This window comes from Daejeonella sp., from assembly GCF_046590655.1.
Classification (GTDB): Bacteria; Bacteroidota; Bacteroidia; order Sphingobacteriales; family Sphingobacteriaceae; genus Daejeonella.
Map to the genome: position 1 here is coordinate 1 of NZ_JBKJUM010000060.1, position 21,265 is coordinate 21,265.

Genomic DNA, 21,265 nt, shown 5'->3' on the forward strand with positions numbered 1-21,265 from the left:
CAAACTAAGATTCGAGAAAAGGATTTCATGCTCCCCGTAAGTTACTATGGCTGAGTTATTAAAGGCAACCATTTGTATACGGAAAAGCAGCTGGAGGGTTACAAAATAAGAGCCATTGGCGTGCCTCAGCGTTTTAATTTATTCCGCTATCCTTTTGAACATGTTTTTAACCTCTGTTCCGCCAAAATTTGACGTGATCTCAATCGAATCTGTCATAAACTTTCCTTTTGATTCCATTGGACCATTGCCGATGTCAATTTTGTAGGTAAAGTCCTGACCATTGATTTGCCCATCTAAAAGAGGTATTTCTCCATATTCTGAATTTATGGAACCGGTTAATTTTTCGCCTTCGGCCTTCAGCTTAAAAGTTAAATCGAGCTTTCTTTCCTGAAAAATAACGGATCCTTTATAGGTGCCAGTGAGATCGGCTGCCAGGCATACTACAACAAACACGAGAAGAAAACTGATTAGTGTTACTGATTTTTTCATCTGTATATTATTTGTTTTTTAAAGGTGATGAAGCTATCATGATTTTAATATTCATGCCCCTGTGGGTTTGGCAAAATCATGATGGTTTCATCTGTATATAATTTGTTTTTTAAAGGTGATGAACCTGCCTGCCTGTAGGCAGGGCTATCATGATTTTAATACTCATGCCCCCGTGGGTTTGGCAAAATCATGATGGTTTAATAGTAAGATTTTTAAAAAAAGAAAGTTAGTACATTTTGATTGTTTCTACAACAGTTTGATAAAAATCAATATCCGACTAATTTATTTCCCCTGCGGCTTTGCAGGATCAGGAACCAGCTTTTCTAATTCTGAAAGCCTCCAGGATGTAGTGCGATCACCAGATTCACTCCTTACTTTTGAAACTTCAAGGGGTGTTATAAAAGGCGAAGGGCCATTTCGGGGACCCCGTCCAAATTCAAATCGGGCGTAGCTTAATACTTCAGCAAGCCAGTCATCACTATTAGCGCCCATTGCCGGCATCAGGTCGCCGGGATATGTTTTCCCATCAACCGGCCCGGATAAGCCGTGGAGAAGTATGCGTATAGCCGTACTCTTGTCCCCGGCAAGTCGCTTTGATCCCAATAAGGGAGGAGCTACCTGACTTGTAAGACCTTTTGCATCGGCACCATGGCAGCTTGCACAAAGCGATCTGTAGATCGCAGCTCCTTTCATAACCCGTTCGCGATCCGCAATGGCAAGTGACCCCAACCTGCTGCCATACACCTTGATATTTTCTGTTCTTTGAAATACACCAGGAATTGCTGCGATCATCTCATTATCCTGATTTTCGCTAATCAGTTTCCGGGAAATTTCCTTGGCCATACTTTCCTGATTATAAGACAGGGAAAGTAACAGCTGACTACGAACATCATAACTTGGGTCTGAAGTAAGACTTGCCAGTTTTCTCAGCAGCTGCTGGTCGTTAGATTTGATAAATTCCTCGCTCATCCAGACCGCCGCCCTTCTTACCTGCGCTTCACTATCATCCAGGGCTGTAAGTAATAGGTCTCTATCGATCGAATTTAAGCCTTCGAGAGTCCAAAGGGCATGAATTCTGGCGAGATGTGATGGCTTTGCAGACAAGCCCGCACGATTGCCCATAACAATTTGCTTAAGCACAGGCACCACAGATTTGTCGCCGAGAACAATGATTTGTTTCTGCGCATTGTCACGCCACCAACCGTTGGGATGATCAAGATGTCGGACTAATCGGGAAGGAGTCTCATCGAGCATCCGGGGCTTGGGTGCAGATTTATAGCCATCATGAACCAGACGATATATCCGACCATGACCAATATTTTTGGCCAAACCCATCCGGTCGATAACTTTTCTAAGAAAAGAGCCGGGTTTGGTCCAATTACCTTGCTGAATAATGCCCCTATGCATATCTACTATGTAAAGATTTCCGTCAGGTCCGGTATACGTGTTTACAGGGCGAAAATTCATGTCAGTTGATGCGATAAATTCCTGCTGGTGATAGGCGTTCTTAGTAACAGTTTTACCTTTCACATTGCTGAGCTTAGCCCTTCGGATAATACGTCCGACAGGATCGCATACGAGATAATCACCAATCAGATCTGCTGGAAGGGCATTCCCACGAAAAATAGACTGTCCGCATGATGCGGTGAAATGATTAAGCGTACTATCGGGGCGTAATCTTGGCAATCCTCCCTGCACATCGGGAGTGGAAATGACGGGCCACACACCAACAAACTCCGGATCATATTGATCTTTAAAATCAAGAGATCCATAATTTGGGTTGATCTGGAACCGCTGTATCGGCACTTCGCCCCCTGCTGAAGAGTAGAACAGCCGGCCATAGTTGTCATGTGTAAGTCCCCACTGACCGCCAGCACCGTTAATCATAGTATCAGCCTTTAAAATACCATCCGTAAACCTGAATCGTATTGGCTCATAAGTCATATATATCCAATTATCCAGATTCCAGTCCAGGCCGCTGCGCTGATGCTCCATATTCGCATCGTTAGCAGAATACTTTAAATTCTCATAAACTATTCGCTTTTGATCAGCTTTGCCGTCGCCATTAGTGTCACGATACGCGGCCACAGTTATGGTATTGGTTTCATTAACCAAAAGCTCATTATTCACCGAGAGCATCATCCTGGGGAGCATCAGGTTATCAATAAAAACTGATCGCTTATCCATTCTGCCATCATTATTGGTATCTTCAAGCATCACAATCCGGCTTGTAGGTAGACGTTCACCTATTGCATCCGCATCCTGCATGTAAGTAAGCATTTCTGCCACATACATTCGCGCATTGCCATCCCAGGTAATTGCAACCGGTTCCTTAACCATAGGCTCATTAGCCACCAGTTCCAGGTGATAGCCTTTAGGCAGATTAAACCTTTTCATACTTTCTTCAGGTGACAAGTATTCCGGAGATGGGTTAGGGTTAAAGAGCCGCGCAGGATTGGAATTAAGGTAGAGCGATTTTTGGGCTGTTGTGCAGGCGTATATCAGCATAGCACCTAACAATAATCCCGATAGCAGTACCCGGTTGTTTTTTTTCATCGTGTCAAAATTTAGAAACCAAGCACAAAATTAATGGAAGTTCATATTCATCATAACAATCAGAGATTCCAGGATCTACCAATAAATACTGTACAATGCTACAATTATTCCAAACACGATAAGTGCTCCGACAGTAAAGGCCGGTGAGGTTTTAAACATGCTCTTATCTACTTCGAGACCATTCGGTTTAACGCCATTGCGGTTGTCATACATGCTAATAAAATACATTGCAATTACACAGATCAGGAATACAAATCCCATACGGTCTATGAACGGTATTTCATAAACACCGTCCGCGTTAAGCACTGCGAAACCGGATGAATGCAGGAACTCCAGATTAATATAATTTGGTGAAGCTTTGAAAAGGCAGGAGAGGATGAATCCGCCTATAATAGCGAATAAAGCAGCATTTGATGTCGTTTTTTTCCAAAAGAAGCCCAGGATAAACGTCGCAAAAATACCGGGTGACACAAATCCGGTATACTCCTGTATGAATTGAAAACCCCCTTTTTTATCAATTCCCAAATAGGGTGCAATTGCTACCGCGAGTAACATTGAAATAATAATAACCCATCTGCCAACCTGCACTTGTTTTTTCTCATCTGCAGCAGGGTTCAATTTCTTTTTATAAATATCAAGGGTAAAAATGGTGGCGATACTATTGGCCTTCCCCGCAAGGGATGCAACTACTGCTGCAGTAAGCGCGGCAAATGACAAACCCTTCAAACCTACCGGGAGCAAATTAAGCAATACCGGATAGGCTCGGTCGGCTACCACTTCCCCATTGAGCATCATTTCGGATTGGAATACCCCCTCTTTATAAAGGACAAATGCTGCGATACCTGGCAAAACCACTATAACCGGCATCAGCAATTTAAGAAATGCAGCAAATAGGAGCCCGCTTCTGGCTGTTTGCAGATCTGCTCCAAGGGCACGCTGCGTGATGTATTGGTTACATCCCCAATAATTCAGGTTCACAATCCACATACCTCCTACAAGAACGGTCAGACCGGGAAGATCAATAAAATAGGGATCATCCTTTTTAAAGATCATTTTAAAATGGTCAGCAGAGTTCTCCGTCAATAGTCTGAAGCCATTGAGAGGACCAGCAGAACCATAATGCTGGGCTACAAGATCCAACGCCAGATAGGTTGTCACTAATCCGCCAAGTATTAAAAATACCACCTGTATAACGTCGGTATAACCGATTACATTCATCCCCCCAAGGGTAATAACGACAGCAAATACCGCGAGCGCGACCATGCAAAAGCCCAGGTCGAGGCCGGAAATACTGCTTATAGCCAGCGCACCCAGAAATAGAATCGATGTCAGGTTCACAACAACGTAAAGCAAAAGCCAAAAAACGGCCATGATCATTGCTACTGTATCGTTATACCTCGTTTGAAGAAACTGAGGCATGGTGTAGATCTTATTCTTTAAATAAATTGGGATAAAAAAGACGGCGACAATTATCAGGGTTGCCGCAGCAAGCCACTCATATGCAGCTATGGCAAGACCCATATTGAAACCCGACCCGCTCATTCCGATGAACTGTTCCGCCGATATATTTGACGCGATTAGAGATGCTCCGATTGCCCACCAGGTCAGAGAATCTTTGGCCAGGAAATAATCTTTCGAATCCTCATGCTTTTTGCGATTGTAAACGTACAGACCGTAGGCACTTACAATAATGAAGTAAATAAAAAATACAATGTAATCTGGAGTTTGCATCTGAGATGGATTGGTTAGTTAAACCTAATAAAAAAAAAAGAAAAAAAGAGCAAGGAGCAAAAATCCGGGGGAAAGAATTTGGGAAAGCGCACGAACTTAATAAGCTTCTACAGACCCGTTTATTTTACATATCCCGATAAAATACTAAAAAGACGCTTGCGATATGAAGCAGCAATCCCTGTCTTTGCTCCTTGTTCTTTGCTCTCTTACTTAATACTTGATACCTGATACCTGATACCTGATACTTGATACTAACCAAGTGTCATCTCCCCCCTTAAATTCGTTTCCAGTAATTCTGCGATCTTTTTTTTGTTTTTAATATTTCCGAAAAGGAACATCAACTTGGTGACTGCGGCTTCAAACGTCATATCATAACCACTAACCACTCCCATCTCCTTAAGTTGCCGGCTGGTTTCATAACGGCCAAGCTCCACACTACCTACTTTGCATTGAGAAATATTCAGGATTAGTTTACCCTCGCTAATTGCAATTCTAATCAGGTCAAGAAACCACTTTGCTGTTGATGTGTTCCCCGAACCAAAAGTTTCCATGATTATGGCTTTACAGTCCGAAAATAAGGCAGCCTTCACAATATGAGGGCTAATTCCCGGATAGAGTTTCAGCACACCAATTTCACTATCCAGCTTTTTATGGAATTTCACGGGAACATTTCCTGGCTTCAAAATGTCGTTCTTGTTAAACTGAAGGTAAACACCAGCTTCTGCAAGTACTGGAAAATTAGGAGACCTAAAAGCCTCAAATTTATCTGAATTATATTTAAACGAGCGGTTACCTCGAAATAATTGGTAGTCAAAATAGATGCAAACCTCCGGCACGACCGCTTTACCTTTCTTTTTGGCAGCCGCAATTTCCAGGGCCGTAATCAGGTTTTCTTTGGCATCTGTCCTGATCCCGTTAACCGGAAGTTGAGAGCCGGTTAAAATGATGGGCTTGTCGAGGTTTTCAATCATAAAACTTAATGCCGATGCAGTAAATGACATAGTATCAGAGCCATGAAGTATCACGAATCCATCATACTTCTCATAATTTTTTTGGATTAAGGAAACCAGTGCCATATAGATCTCCGGGCTCATATTTGATGAATCTATGAGTGGGTCAAAGGAATAAACTTTGAAGTTATAGTCGAGCCTTTTAAGTTCCGGTACATTATCGGTTATCTGATCGAAGTCGAAAGGAACAAGCACACCGGTTTTTGGGTCGGTGACCATACCGATAGTTCCACCGGTGTAAATTATCAATACATTAGTCATTCGAATAATTGGTTGGGGAATGTAAATATAGATAATTGAAAGGTGAGAGGCGAAAGTGGAAACCAGCGTCTTACTAAATGCCGAAAATTGTTTTTGAATTTAGGGTGGTGATACGGGCCACTTCTTCAATGGATACCTGCTTGAGATCAGCGAGCTTTTGGGCAATGTAAATTAAATAACTGCTTTCATTCGGCTTGCCGCGAAACGGAGCCGGCGTCAGGTAAGGTGAATCGGTCTCCAGAACAATATGATCAAGACTTACCTCTGCAATAGATTGATCAAGACCTGAATTCTTATAGGTCAGAACCCCGCCTATGCCCAGATAAAAATCTATCTCAATTACTCTGGCCGCCTGTTCGGCAGTACCGGTAAAGCAATGAAATATACCTCTCAATTTATCACTCCTAAACTCTGTAAGGATTTCGAAAATCTCTTCAAATGCTTCCCGGCAATGAATCACGATTGGAAGATCTAATTCTATTGCCCAACCGATCTGCTGTCTGAAAGCGTCTTGCTGCAAAGCCAGTGTTGTTTTGTCCCAATGAAGATCAATACCAATCTCGCCTATAGCGTAAATTCTGGCTTTGTCTTTTTCCTGGCGGATAAGGATCAATTCATCCTGATAATTCACCTTCACGTCGCAGGGATGTAGTCCAAGCATTGGAAAACAGTTTTCCGGATAAAGCCTGGCTAAGTTAACTATTTGTGGGATTGATGAGGAATCTACATTCGGAAGAAATAGTCTTTTAATATTATTGTCAAAACATCGCTGCATTAGTTGTGCAAGCTTTTCCGGATCGGCTTCGTAATATAAATGGGTGTGGGTATCGGTCAAGATCATGTGGCAAAATAATAAAAAAGGGATGAATTTAACCCAGGAACCAAGAATCAAGACAGATGCTTATTCAAAGTTAAATTTCCGATGAAATGTGAATATTATTGGGTAGCAGTATAATGGGTTCTTGGTTCCTGATTCTAGACTTACTTTATCAGGTGTTTCAACTGAATTATCTCTTTATCTTCCAGGTACCTCCATCGACCGCGCGGAAGGTCCTTTTTTGTGAGGTTAGAATATACTACACGGTCGAGCTTTACAACTTCATAACCAAGACTTTCGAAAATCCGGCGAACAACCCGATTCTTACCGCTATGGATTTGTATCCCTACTTCCTTTTTACTCCCGCCTGCAACATAACTAACCTGGTCTGGCTTGATTAATCCATCCTCAAGTTCAATTCCAAAAGAGATTTTATTTAAATCTCCTTGCGAAAGACTTTTGTTCAGCTCAACATTATAAAGCTTCGTGATATTATTTTTTGGGTGAGATAGCTTATCTGCAAGGTCGCCATCGTTAGTCATTAACAAGAGCCCGGTCGTGTTACGGTCGAGGCGCCCTACGGGATAAATACGTTCTTTTGATGCTTTCTCTACTAAGCCCATCACCGTTTTACGCTCCTGCGGATCATCGGTCGTGGTTATATAATCCTTTGGCTTATTGAGCAAAACATAAACCATCTTTTCACGTTTGAGGCTTTCTCCGTTATAACGAATAAGATCTTTCGCGGGATCTACTTTAAATCCAAGCTCAGTTACTGGTTCACCATTTACTGAAACCACACCTGCAGCAATCAATTCATCGGCCTTTCGGCGGGAACAGATACCTGCATTTGCAATGAACCTGTTCAGGCGGATCAACCCGTCTTCTTTTTCTACGAGAGGTTTCTTACTTCTTTTATTAACGAAGCGTTCTTCCGAGCTCCATTTTTTGTCGTCGCTCCTGTATTTAGGGCGTTCAACAGGAGTAGAAGGCTCTGTTGAGCGGGATCTGAATGGTTTATCATTAAATCTTTTAGCAGGTGCGTTCTTGTCGCCAAATTTACTGTCGCGACCAGCTGATGTTCTTCCTGAAGATTCATTTCTATCTGAAAATGATTTTCTTTCGCTTTGAGATCTATCGCCGAATGCTTTCCTATCGCTAAACGATCTGTCGCCTGATGGTTTTCTATCACCAAATGATCTATCGCCAGATGGCCTATCGCCGTATGGCCTGCGTTCACCTTCCTTACGGTCTGAAAATGGCTTTTTGTCTCCCTGAGCGCGCTCGGAATAAGGCTTTCTCTCAGGGCGGTCTGTATTTCCAGCTGATTTGCTGAAGCTTTTCGGGCTCCTTCTATCTGATGAAAAGCCTGACCCTGATTTATCGTCCGATTTCTTAAATCCGCCTTTGAACGGCTTTTCAGGATCATCCCCAAACAATTTCTTCTTGGTGCTGTTACTACCTTCGGTTCTGTCTGATTTGAAAGAGTTACTTTTTGAAGCAGAACCTGGGGCAGATTTAAACGACCTGGCAGATTTTTCGGATTTGTCGTCGCGACTGTTCCTTTTGTTTTTAAATGGCATGATTGACTTTTTAGCTCTTAAAAGAGGACGACAAATATAGTCAAAAATAAGGAAATTAGCGTGTTTAGGCCGCAAATAATACCCCTGCCAATAAACTCAGAAAACTAAACTCAAAAGACGTCTTTAACAAGGGTGAAATTATAACTATTTGATAATTAGATATATATTTTATATCTTTGTCGAAAATTATCATATTTGAAACTAAAAAGAGAGGTAAAAATGATCAGGAAACACTTGATAATGTGTGCAGTAATGTTAAGTATATTTCTCACCGCCAAGATGTTTAATTACAGTGCTCCGTCTTCACTTAAAACACTCATTCATATTCGCGAAAACCCGAAAAAAGTTAATATTGCCGTTGACAATTATTACAATTCCCTAAGCTTCGCTGACGAAAATATCCCCTTGGGAGATTCGCGTATAACGTCGAAAATGAAGAAGTCGCTGAAGGCACATTCACATAGCAAACTTCAGACTGCAAGACTACATGGCCATGCTTCAAAATGGTTTCCTATTATCGAACCAATATTAGCTAAGTATGGCATCCCTGAAGATTTTAAATATATGCCTCTTGTCGAGAGTGGTTTGAAGGCTGGGATATCGCCGAAAGGGGCAGCTGGCTTCTGGCAATTTATGCCTCAGACGGCTCGCGATTTCGGACTACAAGTGAACGAAGACATTGATGACCGAAATAACATGCGGAAATCCACAGTTGCGGCTGCAAAATACATAAAGGCCTTATATCGTGAATTCGACAGCTGGACGCTGGCAGCAGCTGCCTATAACATCGGCGAAGGAAGCCTGAAACGTCAGATCAACAGACAGAAGCAGGACAACTATTTCAAAATGAAACTCAACCGGGAGACAGCTTCCTATGTATATAAGCTTATTTCCATGAAAGAAATTATTGAGAATCCCACACGTTACGGCTATACCAACAAGGCGAGCAGATTACTTGCCAAGGCTGACACAAAGAAGCAGCCCGCTTTTCCCTATCCTGTAGCTAAAGGGAATGCGCCCGGAACTAACGAATTGCTCATAAATTAACCATTTATAGATTTAAAAGAAAGGACCGGAGCAATCAGGTCCTTTTCTGTTTAATCCAGTTTTTCAACTGAATATATCCTTCCGATCCGCAAGTTTTTCTGACCCCCAGTAAATAAACGATGGAAGAAAAAATCGCATCTTTGCATAAATTTTTGAGCGAGTATTCTATATATGAATAAATCTAATCCCGACCTTGGAGAGCAAAGTGAAGTTGAAGTTTTTGGTGCCAGGGTTCATAATTTAAAAAACATCGATGTTTCATTTCCGCGCAATAAACTGGTTGTCATAACCGGACTAAGCGGCAGCGGAAAATCTTCTCTGGCTTTCGACACAATTTATGCTGAAGGACAGCGTCGTTACATGGAAACTTTTAGTGCTTATTCGCGCCAGTTTCTTGGCGGGATGGAGCGGCCTGACGTGGACAAGATTTCTGGATTGAGCCCGGTAATTGCCATCGAACAAAAAACAACCAGCAAAAATCCACGCTCAACCGTAGGTACTATAACTGAAATATATGACTTCATGCGATTGCTTTTTGCTCGTACAGGCGAAGCGTATTCGTATATAAGCGGTGAAAAAATGGAGCGGATGACGGAGGATCAAATCCTGAAAAGTGTTCAGGAAAAATTCGACGACCAAGCCATAAATATACTTGCACCGGTTGTTAAAGGGCGTAAAGGACATTACAGGGAATTATTTGAGCAAATCCGTAAGCAGGGATATCTTAAAGTACGTGTGGACGGAGAAATTCTGGATATAACCCCCAAGATGCAGCTTGACCGATATAAGATTCATGATATCGAAATGGTTATCGACCGGCTATTGGTTAATCCTAATGACAAGAAACGTTTGTACGACTCCATTCAGTCGGCATTAAAGGTTTCCAAAGGCATTATCAAGATCAGCGATAAGGAGAATAATGAATACTTTTACAGCAAGTATTTGATGGATCCTATCTCGGGTATTTCCTATGACGAGCCTCAGCCGAATACATTTTCTTTTAACTCGCCATATGGGGCCTGTGCACGCTGCAGCGGATTAGGCTATATTTTCGAAGTAGACCGTAATTCAGTTATTCCCAATCCTAAGCTTAGCATCATGCTGGGCGGCCTTGCACCTTTAGGCGAATACCGTGAAACCTGGGTCTTCCAGATTTTAAAAGCACTTGCTAAAAAATACAATTTCTCCCTGTCTACGCCTTTAGAGAAAATCCCTGAGGACATGATCGAGATTATCCTCAACGGTTCACAGGAAATCGTAACCGTACCGGTTGAATACAATAAATGGAACGTTCAAAACTACCAGATCTCATTTGATGGAATAATTAAAATGCTTGAAGAGCAGACTGAACGTCGCGGTGATGATGTTGGTGAGGATCTTGAAAACTATCGCGCCCTGAAGAAATGCCCTGAGTGCGGGGGTGCCAGACTAAAAAAAGAATCACTTCATATTAAAGTCGACCAGAAGAATATTTATGAACTGGCATGTATGGATATTGCGAATCTGTATCACTGGTTTGAGCATTTAGAGTCAAGGTTAACTGAGCGGCAGAATACTATTGCTAAAGAAATCCTTAAAGAGATTCGCTCGCGTATTGGCTTCCTTCTGGATGTTGGATTAAATTATCTGACTTTAGACCGCACAGCAAAAACCTTATCAGGCGGTGAAGCACAGCGCATCAGACTTGCTACTCAAATTGGATCGCAGTTGGTAAACGTGCTTTATATTCTCGATGAGCCAAGTATTGGCCTGCACCAGCGTGACAATGCCAGATTGATATCTGCCTTAAAGAATTTACGGGATATAGGAAATACTGTCCTGGTTGTCGAACATGATAAAGAGATGATCATGGAAGCTGATCACGTTATCGATATGGGCCCGGCAGCGGGCGAACACGGCGGTGAAGTTGTAGGCGAAGGTACTCCGAAACAGTTCTCAAAAGTTAATACTCTCACAAATGATTATATAAGCGGGAAAAGAGAGATTGCAATTCCGAAGGAAAGAAGAAAGGGGAATGGAAAATCGCTGATCCTTAAAAATGTAAGCGGCAACAACCTGAAAAATGTTTCAGTGGAGTTTCCATTGGGGAAACTAATATGTGTTAGTGGAGTTTCAGGAAGCGGGAAATCAACTCTAATTGGTGAAACATTATACCCAATCCTTAACCATCATTTCTTCAGGGCGAAGAAAAAACCGATGCCGTTTAAAAAGATTGAGGGACTTGAACATATAGATAAAGTAATAGAGATCGATCAAACACCGATTGGAAGAACGCCGCGTTCAAATCCATCTACCTATACAGGTGTATTTTCAGATATCAGGAATCTATATGTTATGCTACCCGAGGCAAAGATAAGGGGATATAAGCCAGGTCGCTTCTCATTTAACGTCAAGGGAGGCCGTTGTGAGACTTGCCAGGGTGCAGGTATGAAATTAATAGAAATGAACTTCCTGCCCGATGTTCAGGTGCCTTGTGAAGAATGCGCCGGCAAACGATACAATCGCGAAACACTAGAGGTTCGCTATCGTGGAAAGTCAATCAGCGATGTGCTGGATATGAGTATTGAAGATGCTGTTGCATTCTTTGAACCAATTCCTTCAATTTACCGTAAAATCAAAACTCTGGCCGAAGTTGGACTGGGGTATATCCGGCTCGGACAGTCATCCACAACTCTGTCGGGCGGTGAAGCTCAACGGGTAAAGCTTGCAACTGAACTTTCCAAGAAAGATACCGGCAATACATTCTACATATTAGATGAACCGACTACTGGCCTTCATTTTGAAGATATAAGTGTGTTACTGAGTGTCCTGAACAGACTTGTTGACCATGGAAATACCATTCTTGTCATTGAACATAATCTTGATGTAATTAAGGTTGCCGACTGGGTAATTGATCTTGGCCCGGAAGGTGGTTCTGGAGGTGGTGAAATTCTCTTTGAAGGATTACCGGAAGATTTAGTAAAGGTGAAGAAAAGTCATACGGGGAAATATCTTGGAATTGAAATGGGGGAGAAGTAACATTTAGCAAGCGACGATTTAAACGCAGAGTGCGCAGAGTTTTTTCGCAGAGGACGCAGAGTTTTTTTCGTAGAGCTAATAAAGATTATTAGATTTATTTATCCGTAGATATTTCAAAGTATCCGCCCAGCCTCTGCGTACTCCGCGTGAAACTCTGCGACCTCTGCGGTAAAAAAACCTTGCCGAAGGCAAGCCCCTTAAATTTAGTCTTATGCAGAACCTTCTCACTTCCCAACAAATCCGTGACGCAGATGCACACACCATCTCAACCAAACCCATAAGCTCTCTCGATCTCATGGAGGCGGCATCAAATGCATTCATCAAAGCATTCGAGAATGAAGTACCTGATAACAGCATACCAATCAGTATCTATTGCGGAACTGGTAATAATGGAGGCGATGGATTAGCTGTTGCGCGACTTCTTTTTAGAAATGGTTATAAGAATGTCCATGTAATAATCGGTAGATTTTCAGATAAGATAACACAGGATTTCACTGCAAATCTTGAACGCTTAAAACACACTGAAATTCAAATAACAGAGTTTTCTGAAATCGCACTGCTGCCCGAAGCAACTTCTGAAGTACTAATAGATGCCTTACTTGGCTCAGGATTGAACAAGCCCGTTGAAGGTAAATTAAAAAAACTGATCAACCATATTAACAGCCTACATAAAAAGGTAATATCAATTGATGTTCCGAGTGGTTTTCCGTCTGAAGGCAGTATTAAAACTTCTGCGACAATTATAAAAGCCAGACTCGTTATTTCGTTCCAGCGCCCCAACATCAATTTCTTTTTTCCCGAATCCGGAAGAGTCATTGAAAGATTTAAAGTAGTAACGATCGGGCTTGATGAAGACTATATTCAGTCACTTCCAAGCCATTGGAAGCTGGTGAGCGAAGAGGATATTGAGTACCTTTTAAAAGCAAGAAAATCATTTAGTCACAAAGGTACATATGGCCATGCCCTCATTATCGGCGGAAGCCAGGAAACAATGGGTGCAGCTTTGCTTTGCGCCGATGCCTGTTTACATTCAGGCGCGGGCCTCACAACTGCGTGTATACCGGAGAGCGGATTTACTGCACTAAACATTCGTTCGCCAGAGATCATGGCAATAGCAAGAAATAATTTCATACCAATTAGTATGTCACGGGAGTTTTCATCAATCGCTATAGGACCGGGACTGGGGACTAATGACGAGGCTCTGCTAATAGTTCGGAGCATTTTGAGCGATCACAACAAACCGGTCGTTCTTGATGCAGATGCTTTAAATATTCTTGCTATGAAGCCGGAACTTTTTAAGCACCTCCCAGCTATGAGTATCCTTACACCGCACATGAAAGAATTTGACCGAATGTTTGGAGAACATCATTCATGGTGGGAAAGAGTTGATACAGCCCGTCAGAGAGCCATAGAATTTAACATTGTAATTCTCTTGAAAAATCAATACTCGTTTATTGTGCTGCCAAATGGAAATGTGCTGATCAATCCCACGGGTAACCCAGCTATGGCTGTAGGCGGCATGGGTGATGTGCTAACTGGTATAATTGTAAGTTTTCTTGCTCAGGGTTATCCGGCTGAAGAGGCAGCAATGATTGCGTGCTTCATACATGGAAAGGCTGGAGATGAATTGAAGAATGAGGGGATGAATAGTATTCCACCGGGAAAATTAGTGGAATGCTTGCCGTTTGTTATAAGTAAATATAGTTCACAATTTGCGACCGATTCACCCCCTGCCTCCGCCGGCGGGGAACAGCATGGCGGATAATCGCGATCACAATACTCTGCAGTCAAGAAGGAAGGTGCAGCTTGGTAAAATCGTAATTCGTTTGTCACGCTGCGCTCCCAAAGACACAGGGTTTGGTCCCCCGACTTGCAATTCGTAAGCCGATAGCTATCGGCTCGTATTGGTAAATGATTTAAAACAGATGTTTCTCCGCATGGTAAGAAGAACGCACCAGCGGCCCGCTTTCTACATATCTGAATCCCATTTCGAGGCCAAGAGCTTTGTATATATCAAATTGCTCTGGTGTGATCCAGTCAATTACCGGATGGTGGTTCCGGGTAGGCTGCAAATATTGCCCTAAAGTTAGAATATGAACTCCAGCTTCAAGCAGATCAGTCATCGCTTCAATTACATCTGCTTGAGTTTCACCCAAACCTAGCATAATGCCGGATTTGGTTCTCAATCCCGTCCGGTTGATGAGTCTCAAGCATTCCAGGCTCCGGTCATATTTCGCCTGTATACGAACTTCTTTAGTCAGGCGTCGTACGGTTTCAAGGTTATGTGATACAACTTCAGGGCGCACGGCAAGTACACGCTCAAGATTATCCCATATACCACGGAAATCTGGCAGAAGAGTCTCTAAAGTAGTTTCCGGACTTTCACGACGAATTGCATTTATTGTTTGGGCCCAAATGGTCGAGCCGCCGTCCTTCAGGTCGTCCCGATCTACAGAAGTAATCACGCAATGTTTAACCTGCATCAGCTTGACAGAATTGGCCACACGATCAGGCTCTTCCAGATCCACTGCCAAAGGCCTACCAGTAGCCACTGCACAAAAAGAACAGGAACGGGTACAGATATTGCCAAGTATCATAAAAGTCGCTGTGCCGGCTCCCCAACACTCTCCCATATTCGGACAATTTCCGCTTTCGCAAATGGTATGTAACTTATGGGTATCAACCAAGCTTCTTACATGTGCATATTCTTTTCCTACCGGAAGCTTAACACGAAGCCAGTTTGGTTTACGCTGAATCTGACTGGCTGGAATAACCGGGAGATCGATCATGGCATAAAAGTAAGGAAAGTTGTACGTTTTACGTGATACATTCTACGTATTAAGTTGTAAGTTTTAAGTCATAAGTTTCAAACACTCTGTAAGTGAGCAGTACCCTATCCGCACACAGGTATAACATCCAGCTTAATATTTTCAAACCATAACTCGTTTTTATATAAATTTGACTTCATAAAAAACGACTCCCAATGGCAACAATAGAAACAATCTACCTCGGCGAACTTAGAACAGAGGCGACTCACATTTTCTCAGGAAATAAAACAATTACAGATGCTCCCCTTGATAATCATGGAAAAGCAGAATCCTTCTCCCCAACAGATCTCCTGACAGCGTCACTGGGAAGTTGCATGATCACAATCATGGGAATTGCAGCAAGGGAACATGGAATTAGTATAGATGGAACAACATGTTCACTTACGAAAGTGATGGCTTCCGATCCCCGCAGGGTCAGCGAGATTCAGGTAGTTCTGAACTTCCCAAAAGGGGATTATTCTGCTAAAGAAAAGACAATTCTTGAAAGATCAGCACTTACTTGCCCGGTAGCGAAGAGTTTGCATCCGGATTTGGTGCAAAATGTCACGTTTAATTATTGAGAGAAGCGGGGTTGTTGGTTGTTAGTTGTTGGACTGGGTGGACTAGACGCTTAGCCTAACAACTAACAACCAACCTGCCTACCGGCAGGCAGGCAACTATACACCAATCTGCTCTGCCATCTCCTCCGCAGAAATTTCTCCGTGCGAAGTTTCGTACACACATTCTCCGTCTTTTATGAGCAGCAGCTGCGGTGATTCGTGATGTATCTGAAAAATTTCAGCTATTTTGTTGGAGACCTCCCTGTGGGCGATGAGGTCGAGGAAATAAAGAGGAGTTCCGTCAGGAATTGCAGTCCAGTCAATTTCGAATCTTTTACGGGCCATCATGCTGATCGAACAGCGCGTGCTATGTTTGAATATTGCTGAAAAACCTGTCGCGGCCTTTATTTCCTGTAACTGTTCAAGGCTTGTTAATTGAATCCAATTCATTTTTCTAATAGATATGATTATCCTGAAATAGGTCTTATTTCACAATACAAATTTACACTCCACCTATCAGAATGATATAATGCGGATGTCAAATAAAGAAAAGATGAATATACTTTTTTGGTTAGCGCCTTGATTTTGGATAGGTACCGTAAGCAGGGCAAAGCTTAGATGAACATGCCTGTAACATGGTGGTAACTATAAATAGAGCGAGAATGCCGACAATTATTTTCTTCATTATTCTGTGTACGGTTTTTATGAATATACGTAAACGAATTCAAATAGTTATAAATATATATTATTAGACGAGCGCTGCCTGTAATGTGGCCATGATAATCGCCGTCACTGCAGCCTCTTCGCCTTTATTACCATGCTTACCACCTGCCCTATCCTTTGCTTGCTGCGAATTATCGGTTGTAAGAACACCAAAAATTACAGGCTTATTATGTTTAACAGACACATTGGTAACACCATTTGCAACAGCATTACAAATAAAATCAAAGTGACGAGTTTCACCCTGGATCACACATCCCAGACAAATCACGGCATCAACCTTTTTAGCAGAAAGCAAAATATCTGCTCCGGATGTTAATTCAAAACTCCCGGGAACCTGTATTACAATAATATTCTCAGGTAAAGCACCATTTTTTATCAGGGTGGAATGCGCCCCGTTATATAATGCTCCGGTTACTTCCGCATTCCATTGAGAAACAACTATCCCGAACTTGAACTTTTCTGCAGATGGGATCTCAATATGAGAGAAATCGGAAAGCCCTTTTAAATGTGTAGACATAGCCTGAAAATAACAAATGGTTGTCAGCGGAACTGACAACCATTTAAATGATAATATAAATTACTTTACCTGTGTTTCAGCACGGGCTATGTATGTCTCAATCGTAGAAGCTTCGAAACTTTCCGGAAAATCAGTTTTGATCTTGTTAAAGACATCTGCCGCTGAGCTAAATTCTTTTTGCTCTTCGTAGACAAGTCCTAATTTTTTAAGAAACATGGGGCTCGTGAAAGCATTTTTACTTTTATCAGCCGCTTTCTTGTAGTATGTTACCGCTTTGCTGTAATCCTTAAGTTCGCTGTATGCATCTCCAAGCATCCCCAAAACAAGGGGATCAACAACCGGACTGCCGGTGCTGCTATATTTACCTAAGGCGTCAACCGCTTTTTGAAACTCACCTTTTTTGAGGTATAAACCTCCAAGATAGGCATTAGCAATATTTGCTGATTTTGTGTTAGAATACTCCTCAGCAATTTTCTCAAACCCTGGATACGAGCCGTCGCCGGAAATTGCTCTGTCATTTAATGAATCTATAGCCGCATACTCTTCTGCTTTAAACATCTCATTTGCAGCTTTTTCGGCTCTTGGTGCAAGGTAAAATTTTTGATATCCGACATACAATAATATCAGAGCAACTATGGCTATTCCAATTACAGCTAAGCTTTTTGAATTTTCCTGAACAAATTTACCGGTATCTCCAAGCGGATTTTCAGCATCGGGTAAATTTTCGTTTTGAGTTTTTGACATTTGTTTTTAAAAATAAAAATCCGCCTCACCGAAACGAATTATCCGCAAAAATACATTTTTCACATTAACTATCAACTTTTAAATCAGGGAGATTCGATTTTTTTTGCTGCGAGGGCTAAAAGACTCTGAAAAGACTATTTTTGTAAAATCGCCTTCAGTTTGCGAATATATGTGGCTCCAAAAACTATCTGTAATTAATTTCAAGAATTATTCTGAAGCTGAATTGAGCTTTTCTCAAACAGTCAATGCCTTTACTGGAAATAACGGCGCTGGAAAAACGAACATCTTAGACGCTATACACTACCTATCCCTTTGTAAAAGCTATTTCAATCCCATTGATAGTCAGCAGATTAAACAGGGTGAAGATCTCTTTATAATTCAGGGGGGCTTTAGAAAAGATAAGAAAGATGAAACTATCTACTGCGGCCTGAAAAAGACACAAAAGAAGGTTTTCAAGCGCAATAAAAAAGAGTATCAGCGGCTTGCAGATCATATTGGGTCTTTTCCACTGGTTATGATCTCTCCAAACGACATTAGCCTTATCATCGACGGCAGCGAAGAAAGAAGAAAATTTATTGACAATGTGATCTCTCAAACGGATAGCTCATACCTGGACGAATTGATCATTTACAACAAGACTCTGTTAAACAGGAATGCGCTTTTAAGACAAATCGCTGTTTCCGGAAAGTATGATCCATTGTTGATGGAGATTTATGATCAGCAATTAATAACTTCAGGAACATGGATATTTGACAAACGCAAGACTTTTATGCTTGAGTTTCAGAAAATATTCAATACACGCTATCGTTTTATTAGTGAGGATGCAGAAGAAGTGGAGCTTATTTACGAATCACCGCTAATACAAACTGATTTCGCTGCTTTATTAAAAAGAAACCTGGAACGCGACCGCATTCTCGAGCGGACGACAGCCGGTATCCATAAAGACGAGCTCAGCTTTGCTATTCATGGGATGCCGCTTAAGAAATTTGGGTCACAAGGTCAACAGAAGTCATTTTTAATTGCACTTAAATTAGCTCAATATTCGTTTCTTCACCAGCAAAAAGGATTTGAACCGCTGCTTCTGCTAGATGACATCTTTGATAAACTCGATAGCAAACGCACAACTAAACTAATGCAGATGGTATCTGATAAGGATTTTGGGCAGATTTTCATAACCGACACAAGCCGGGAAAGGGTGGAGAATATCTTTAATGAGCTGGGAGTTGAAGTGAGTATATTTGAAGTGGATAAAGGAAAAGTTTCACCTATCACGTAAATGGGCCGCACAAACGATAAACCCCTAAAAGAAGCCATTGAGCAGATGCTCCAAGTATATAAGCTGAAGCGGAAGTTGGATGAAACGTCGCTGATCGTATCATGGCCGGAAATGATGGGTAATGCAGTGGCAAATCGTACAAAAGATATTTTTATACGCGACAGAAAACTTTTTATCCGTCTTGAATCGGCAGTAATCAAAAATGATCTGATGATGATGCGCTCAAATATTATCGAAAAGATGAATGAGAAGGCCGGGAGTAGTATTATTGATGAGATAATTTTTTTGTGACCTTAACCTCTCCGGCCTAACACATTCTTCAATAAAAGGTAATACAGCACTGTCATAAAAAAGGCAATCGAAAACGCCTTCAGTACAAATAGTCCATCGAGTTTGGTATCCCATCCCCCGTAGTAAGATATTGCCCCTGGCACGACCAGCATAACGACAAAAAATATCAGGAAGCGAGTTTCGTAAATCTTCATATAAACGAAAATAAAAATCGCCCCGGGAATGGTCCAAACCAATCAGGGCGATTTGAATTTAATTTTAGAAACGTTCAAAAGCCGTAAAGAAGAAGCTCCCTTCTATCTGTGCATTCTCATCAGAATCAGATCCGTGAACTGCATTTGCGTCAATTGACTTTGCGTATTTATTACGGATAGTTCCAGGCTCTGCTTTTGAAGGATCAGTTGCGCCAATCAGCTTGCGGAAATCGTCAACTGCATTATCTTTTTCAAGAATTGCAGCTACAATGGGTCCTGAAGACATAAAGCTTACCAGGTCATTATAAAACGGGCGCTCTTTGTGGATGCCATAAAATTCCCCTGCAGTATCACCGCTTAAGCGCGTGTACTTTAAAGCGATAACTTTGAACCCGCCTTTAATAATATCATCTAAAATAGCTCCGGTGTGGCCATTGGCTACAGCATCGGGCTTAATCATAGTAAATGTTCTGTTTGTTGCCATGTTGGTATTTGAAATTTGGTGCAAAAGTACGGCTAATAAATCAAAGACTAAAGGATTTTCAGAAATCACCTACTTCTAATCAGTAATTTTAATAGCTTTGCATTTCTTTAAATTTACATGTCAGATTTAACCCCTCTTAAAAATTTATTAGTTGAACCTAAGCACATTGTGATAACAACACATCACAAGCCCGACGGCGATGCTATGGGTTCATCTCTTGGATTATATAATTATCTTGTCCAAAAGGGCCACTATGTACGCGTGATCACTCCAACCGATTACCCTACATTCCTGCAGTGGCTTCCAAATAATCCGGAGGTTATCATTTTCACAGAAAAGCCTGAGGAGTCTAAAGAACTGATAGCAAAGGCAGAACTTATTTTCTGTTTAGACTTTAATTCGCTTTCGCGGATAAATGATCTTGGAGATTTAGTACGTGACGCCAAAGGAAAAAAAGTGATGATCGATCATCATCTTGAGCCGGAAGGCTTTGATGATTTTCGGCACTGGACGATAAATGCGTGCTCAACGGCCCAGTTGGTCTATGATTTCATCGTTAATATAATGGATGAGAAAGATGTGATAAACAAAGATGTCGCGACTTGTCTGTATACTGGGATCATGACCGATTCAGGTTCATTCCGCTTTCCAACGACTACGGCTGAAGTCCATCGGATAGTTGCCGAGCTCATCACATGCGGCGCAGAAAATTCAAAGATTCATCAGCTTGTTTACGATAACTTTTCCGAGAACCGGCTTCGTTTTTTAGGGCATTGCCTCCTCAATAAACTGGAAGTATTCCCTGAATTTAACTCGGCCATAATAGTGATCAGCAAAAAGGAGCTAGAAAAATACCAGATCTCAACAGGCGATACCGAAGGGATTGTCAATTATGCCCTATCAATAAACGGTATTCGCCTTGCAGTTATGATAATTGAACGTCCCGATAAGGTTAAACTGTCTCTTCGTTCAACTGGTGATTTCCCTGCTAACGAAATCTGTAAAAAATATTTTAACGGTGGCGGACACCGGAATGCAGCAGGCGGCTCGTCCGACGACACCGTCGATGTTGTAAGAGAGAAATTTAACACTATATTACCGGAGTATAAAGCTCTATTAATACAATAATAAACAAGCAGCAAATGCTTAATTAAACC

At 41.7% G+C, this 21,265-nt stretch carries 19 protein-coding genes; 7 read left to right on the forward strand and 12 right to left on the reverse strand.

Annotated elements, in window-relative coordinates; all coding sequences use genetic code 11:
* Nucleotides 1-138: 138 nt before the first annotated feature.
* From ACLL8Z_RS06670 to ACLL8Z_RS06695, 6 genes are all read right to left on the reverse strand, one after another.
* Entirely contained in the window at nucleotides 139-489 is a 351-nt protein-coding gene (locus ACLL8Z_RS06670; RefSeq protein ID WP_411273988.1) for a hypothetical protein, read from the reverse strand.
* 282 nt (nucleotides 490-771) lie between these two features.
* Entirely contained in the window at nucleotides 772-3,045 is a 2,274-nt protein-coding gene (locus ACLL8Z_RS06675; protein WP_411273989.1) for a c-type cytochrome, read from the reverse strand.
* 75 nt (nucleotides 3,046-3,120) lie between these two features.
* Nucleotides 3,121-4,776 (reverse strand): sodium:solute symporter family transporter, encoded by a 1,656-nt coding sequence (locus ACLL8Z_RS06680; RefSeq protein ID WP_411273990.1) that lies wholly within the window; start codon nucleotides 4,774-4,776, stop codon nucleotides 3,121-3,123.
* Between the two features lie 251 nt (nucleotides 4,777-5,027).
* Entirely contained in the window at nucleotides 5,028-6,047 is a 1,020-nt protein-coding gene (locus ACLL8Z_RS06685; RefSeq protein WP_411273991.1) for an asparaginase, read from the reverse strand.
* 73 nt (nucleotides 6,048-6,120) lie between these two features.
* Complete coding sequence (locus tag ACLL8Z_RS06690; protein ID WP_411273992.1) at nucleotides 6,121-6,888, reverse strand: TatD family hydrolase; 768 nt, start codon at nucleotides 6,886-6,888, stop codon at nucleotides 6,121-6,123.
* A 140-nt stretch (nucleotides 6,889-7,028) separates the two neighbouring features.
* Nucleotides 7,029-8,447 carry a pseudouridine synthase gene (locus tag ACLL8Z_RS06695; protein WP_411273993.1) on the reverse strand — a complete coding sequence of 473 codons (1,419 nt, stop codon included), beginning with the start codon at nucleotides 8,445-8,447 and terminating at the stop codon, nucleotides 7,029-7,031.
* Between the two features lie 195 nt (nucleotides 8,448-8,642).
* Between ACLL8Z_RS06695 and ACLL8Z_RS06700 the strand changes: the two genes are divergently transcribed.
* From ACLL8Z_RS06700 to ACLL8Z_RS06710, 3 genes are all read left to right on the forward strand, one after another.
* Nucleotides 8,643-9,494, forward strand: a complete 852-nt coding sequence (locus ACLL8Z_RS06700; RefSeq protein ID WP_411273994.1) for a lytic transglycosylase domain-containing protein — start codon at nucleotides 8,643-8,645, stop codon at nucleotides 9,492-9,494.
* A 171-nt stretch (nucleotides 9,495-9,665) separates the two neighbouring features.
* A complete protein-coding gene (uvrA, locus tag ACLL8Z_RS06705; RefSeq protein ID WP_411273995.1) occupies nucleotides 9,666-12,512 on the forward strand; it encodes an excinuclease ABC subunit UvrA in 2,847 nt (948 codons plus the stop codon).
* Nucleotides 12,513-12,723: 211 nt separating this feature from the next.
* Nucleotides 12,724-14,277, forward strand: coding sequence for an NAD(P)H-hydrate dehydratase (locus tag ACLL8Z_RS06710; protein WP_411273996.1), 1,554 nt, complete (start codon nucleotides 12,724-12,726; stop codon nucleotides 14,275-14,277).
* 151 nt (nucleotides 14,278-14,428) lie between these two features.
* Here ACLL8Z_RS06710 and lipA read toward each other — a convergent pair whose 3' ends face one another.
* A complete protein-coding gene (lipA, locus tag ACLL8Z_RS06715; protein ID WP_411273997.1) occupies nucleotides 14,429-15,301 on the reverse strand; it encodes a lipoyl synthase in 873 nt (290 codons plus the stop codon).
* Nucleotides 15,302-15,495: 194 nt separating this feature from the next.
* On the opposite strand from lipA, the gene ACLL8Z_RS06720 reads away from it, so the two are divergent.
* Nucleotides 15,496-15,900, forward strand: a complete 405-nt coding sequence (locus ACLL8Z_RS06720; RefSeq protein WP_411273998.1) for an OsmC family protein — start codon at nucleotides 15,496-15,498, stop codon at nucleotides 15,898-15,900.
* Nucleotides 15,901-15,996: 96 nt separating this feature from the next.
* Here ACLL8Z_RS06720 and ytxJ read toward each other — a convergent pair whose 3' ends face one another.
* The 3 genes from ytxJ to ACLL8Z_RS06735 all read right to left on the reverse strand — a co-directional run bounded on the left by ytxJ (nucleotide 15,997) and on the right by ACLL8Z_RS06735 (nucleotide 17,863).
* The gene (gene ytxJ / locus ACLL8Z_RS06725) at nucleotides 15,997-16,329 is read right to left on the reverse strand and encodes a bacillithiol system redox-active protein YtxJ (RefSeq protein ID WP_411273999.1); all 333 of its coding nucleotides are present in this window, start codon (nucleotides 16,327-16,329) and stop codon (nucleotides 15,997-15,999) included.
* A gap of 298 nt (nucleotides 16,330-16,627) precedes the next feature.
* Nucleotides 16,628-17,119, reverse strand: coding sequence for a 6,7-dimethyl-8-ribityllumazine synthase (gene ribH / locus ACLL8Z_RS06730; RefSeq protein WP_411274000.1), 492 nt, complete (start codon nucleotides 17,117-17,119; stop codon nucleotides 16,628-16,630).
* Nucleotides 17,120-17,179: 60 nt separating this feature from the next.
* Complete coding sequence (locus ACLL8Z_RS06735) at nucleotides 17,180-17,863, reverse strand: tetratricopeptide repeat protein (protein WP_411274001.1); 684 nt, start codon at nucleotides 17,861-17,863, stop codon at nucleotides 17,180-17,182.
* 169 nt (nucleotides 17,864-18,032) lie between these two features.
* Between ACLL8Z_RS06735 and recF the strand changes: the two genes are divergently transcribed.
* Together recF and ACLL8Z_RS06745 are read left to right on the forward strand one after the other, a co-directional pair.
* Nucleotides 18,033-19,139 carry a DNA replication/repair protein RecF gene (recF, locus tag ACLL8Z_RS06740; RefSeq protein WP_411274002.1) on the forward strand — a complete coding sequence of 369 codons (1,107 nt, stop codon included), beginning with the start codon at nucleotides 18,033-18,035 and terminating at the stop codon, nucleotides 19,137-19,139.
* A complete protein-coding gene (locus ACLL8Z_RS06745; protein WP_411274003.1) occupies nucleotides 19,140-19,430 on the forward strand; it encodes a DUF721 domain-containing protein in 291 nt (96 codons plus the stop codon). It begins immediately after the preceding gene.
* Between the two features lie 2 nt (nucleotides 19,431-19,432).
* On the opposite strand, the gene ACLL8Z_RS06750 is transcribed toward ACLL8Z_RS06745, so the two are convergent.
* On the reverse strand, nucleotides 19,433-19,624 hold the full coding sequence (locus ACLL8Z_RS06750) for a hypothetical protein (protein WP_411274004.1): 192 nt from the start codon (nucleotides 19,622-19,624) through the stop codon (nucleotides 19,433-19,435).
* 64 nt (nucleotides 19,625-19,688) lie between these two features.
* Nucleotides 19,689-20,108: a nucleoside-diphosphate kinase gene (locus ACLL8Z_RS06755; protein WP_411274005.1), complete on the reverse strand. Its 420-nt coding sequence runs from the start codon at nucleotides 20,106-20,108 to the stop codon at nucleotides 19,689-19,691.
* Nucleotides 20,109-20,225: 117 nt separating this feature from the next.
* On the opposite strand from ACLL8Z_RS06755, the gene ACLL8Z_RS06760 reads away from it, so the two are divergent.
* Nucleotides 20,226-21,236: a DHH family phosphoesterase gene (locus ACLL8Z_RS06760; RefSeq protein WP_411274006.1), complete on the forward strand. Its 1,011-nt coding sequence runs from the start codon at nucleotides 20,226-20,228 to the stop codon at nucleotides 21,234-21,236.
* Nucleotides 21,237-21,265 lie beyond the last annotated feature (29 nt).

Coding starts and splice junctions, on each gene's coding strand:
- ribH (WP_411274000.1), bottom strand. CDS start 17,119: ATGTCTACACATTTAAAAGGGCTTTCCGATTTCTCTCATATTGAGATC.
- ACLL8Z_RS06685 (WP_411273991.1), bottom strand. CDS start 6,047: ATGACTAATGTATTGATAATTTACACCGGTGGAACTATCGGTATGGTC.
- ACLL8Z_RS06750 (WP_411274004.1), bottom strand. CDS start 19,624: ATGAAGATTTACGAAACTCGCTTCCTGATATTTTTTGTCGTTATGCTG.
- ACLL8Z_RS06695 (WP_411273993.1), bottom strand. CDS start 8,447: ATGCCATTTAAAAACAAAAGGAACAGTCGCGACGACAAATCCGAAAAA.
- ACLL8Z_RS06710 (WP_411273996.1), top strand. CDS start 12,724: ATGCAGAACCTTCTCACTTCCCAACAAATCCGTGACGCAGATGCACAC.
- ACLL8Z_RS06675 (WP_411273989.1), bottom strand. CDS start 3,045: ATGAAAAAAAACAACCGGGTACTGCTATCGGGATTATTGTTAGGTGCT.
- ACLL8Z_RS06755 (WP_411274005.1), bottom strand. CDS start 20,108: ATGGCAACAAACAGAACATTTACTATGATTAAGCCCGATGCTGTAGCC.
- ytxJ (WP_411273999.1), bottom strand. CDS start 16,329: ATGAATTGGATTCAATTAACAAGCCTTGAACAGTTACAGGAAATAAAG.
- ACLL8Z_RS06760 (WP_411274006.1), top strand. CDS start 20,226: ATGTCAGATTTAACCCCTCTTAAAAATTTATTAGTTGAACCTAAGCAC.
- ACLL8Z_RS06745 (WP_411274003.1), top strand. CDS start 19,140: ATGGGCCGCACAAACGATAAACCCCTAAAAGAAGCCATTGAGCAGATG.
- ACLL8Z_RS06690 (WP_411273992.1), bottom strand. CDS start 6,888: ATGATCTTGACCGATACCCACACCCATTTATATTACGAAGCCGATCCG.
- ACLL8Z_RS06680 (WP_411273990.1), bottom strand. CDS start 4,776: ATGCAAACTCCAGATTACATTGTATTTTTTATTTACTTCATTATTGTA.
- lipA (WP_411273997.1), bottom strand. CDS start 15,301: ATGATCGATCTCCCGGTTATTCCAGCCAGTCAGATTCAGCGTAAACCA.
- ACLL8Z_RS06720 (WP_411273998.1), top strand. CDS start 15,496: ATGGCAACAATAGAAACAATCTACCTCGGCGAACTTAGAACAGAGGCG.
- uvrA (WP_411273995.1), top strand. CDS start 9,666: ATGAATAAATCTAATCCCGACCTTGGAGAGCAAAGTGAAGTTGAAGTT.
- ACLL8Z_RS06735 (WP_411274001.1), bottom strand. CDS start 17,863: ATGTCAAAAACTCAAAACGAAAATTTACCCGATGCTGAAAATCCGCTT.
- recF (WP_411274002.1), top strand. CDS start 18,033: ATGTGGCTCCAAAAACTATCTGTAATTAATTTCAAGAATTATTCTGAA.
- ACLL8Z_RS06670 (WP_411273988.1), bottom strand. CDS start 489: ATGAAAAAATCAGTAACACTAATCAGTTTTCTTCTCGTGTTTGTTGTA.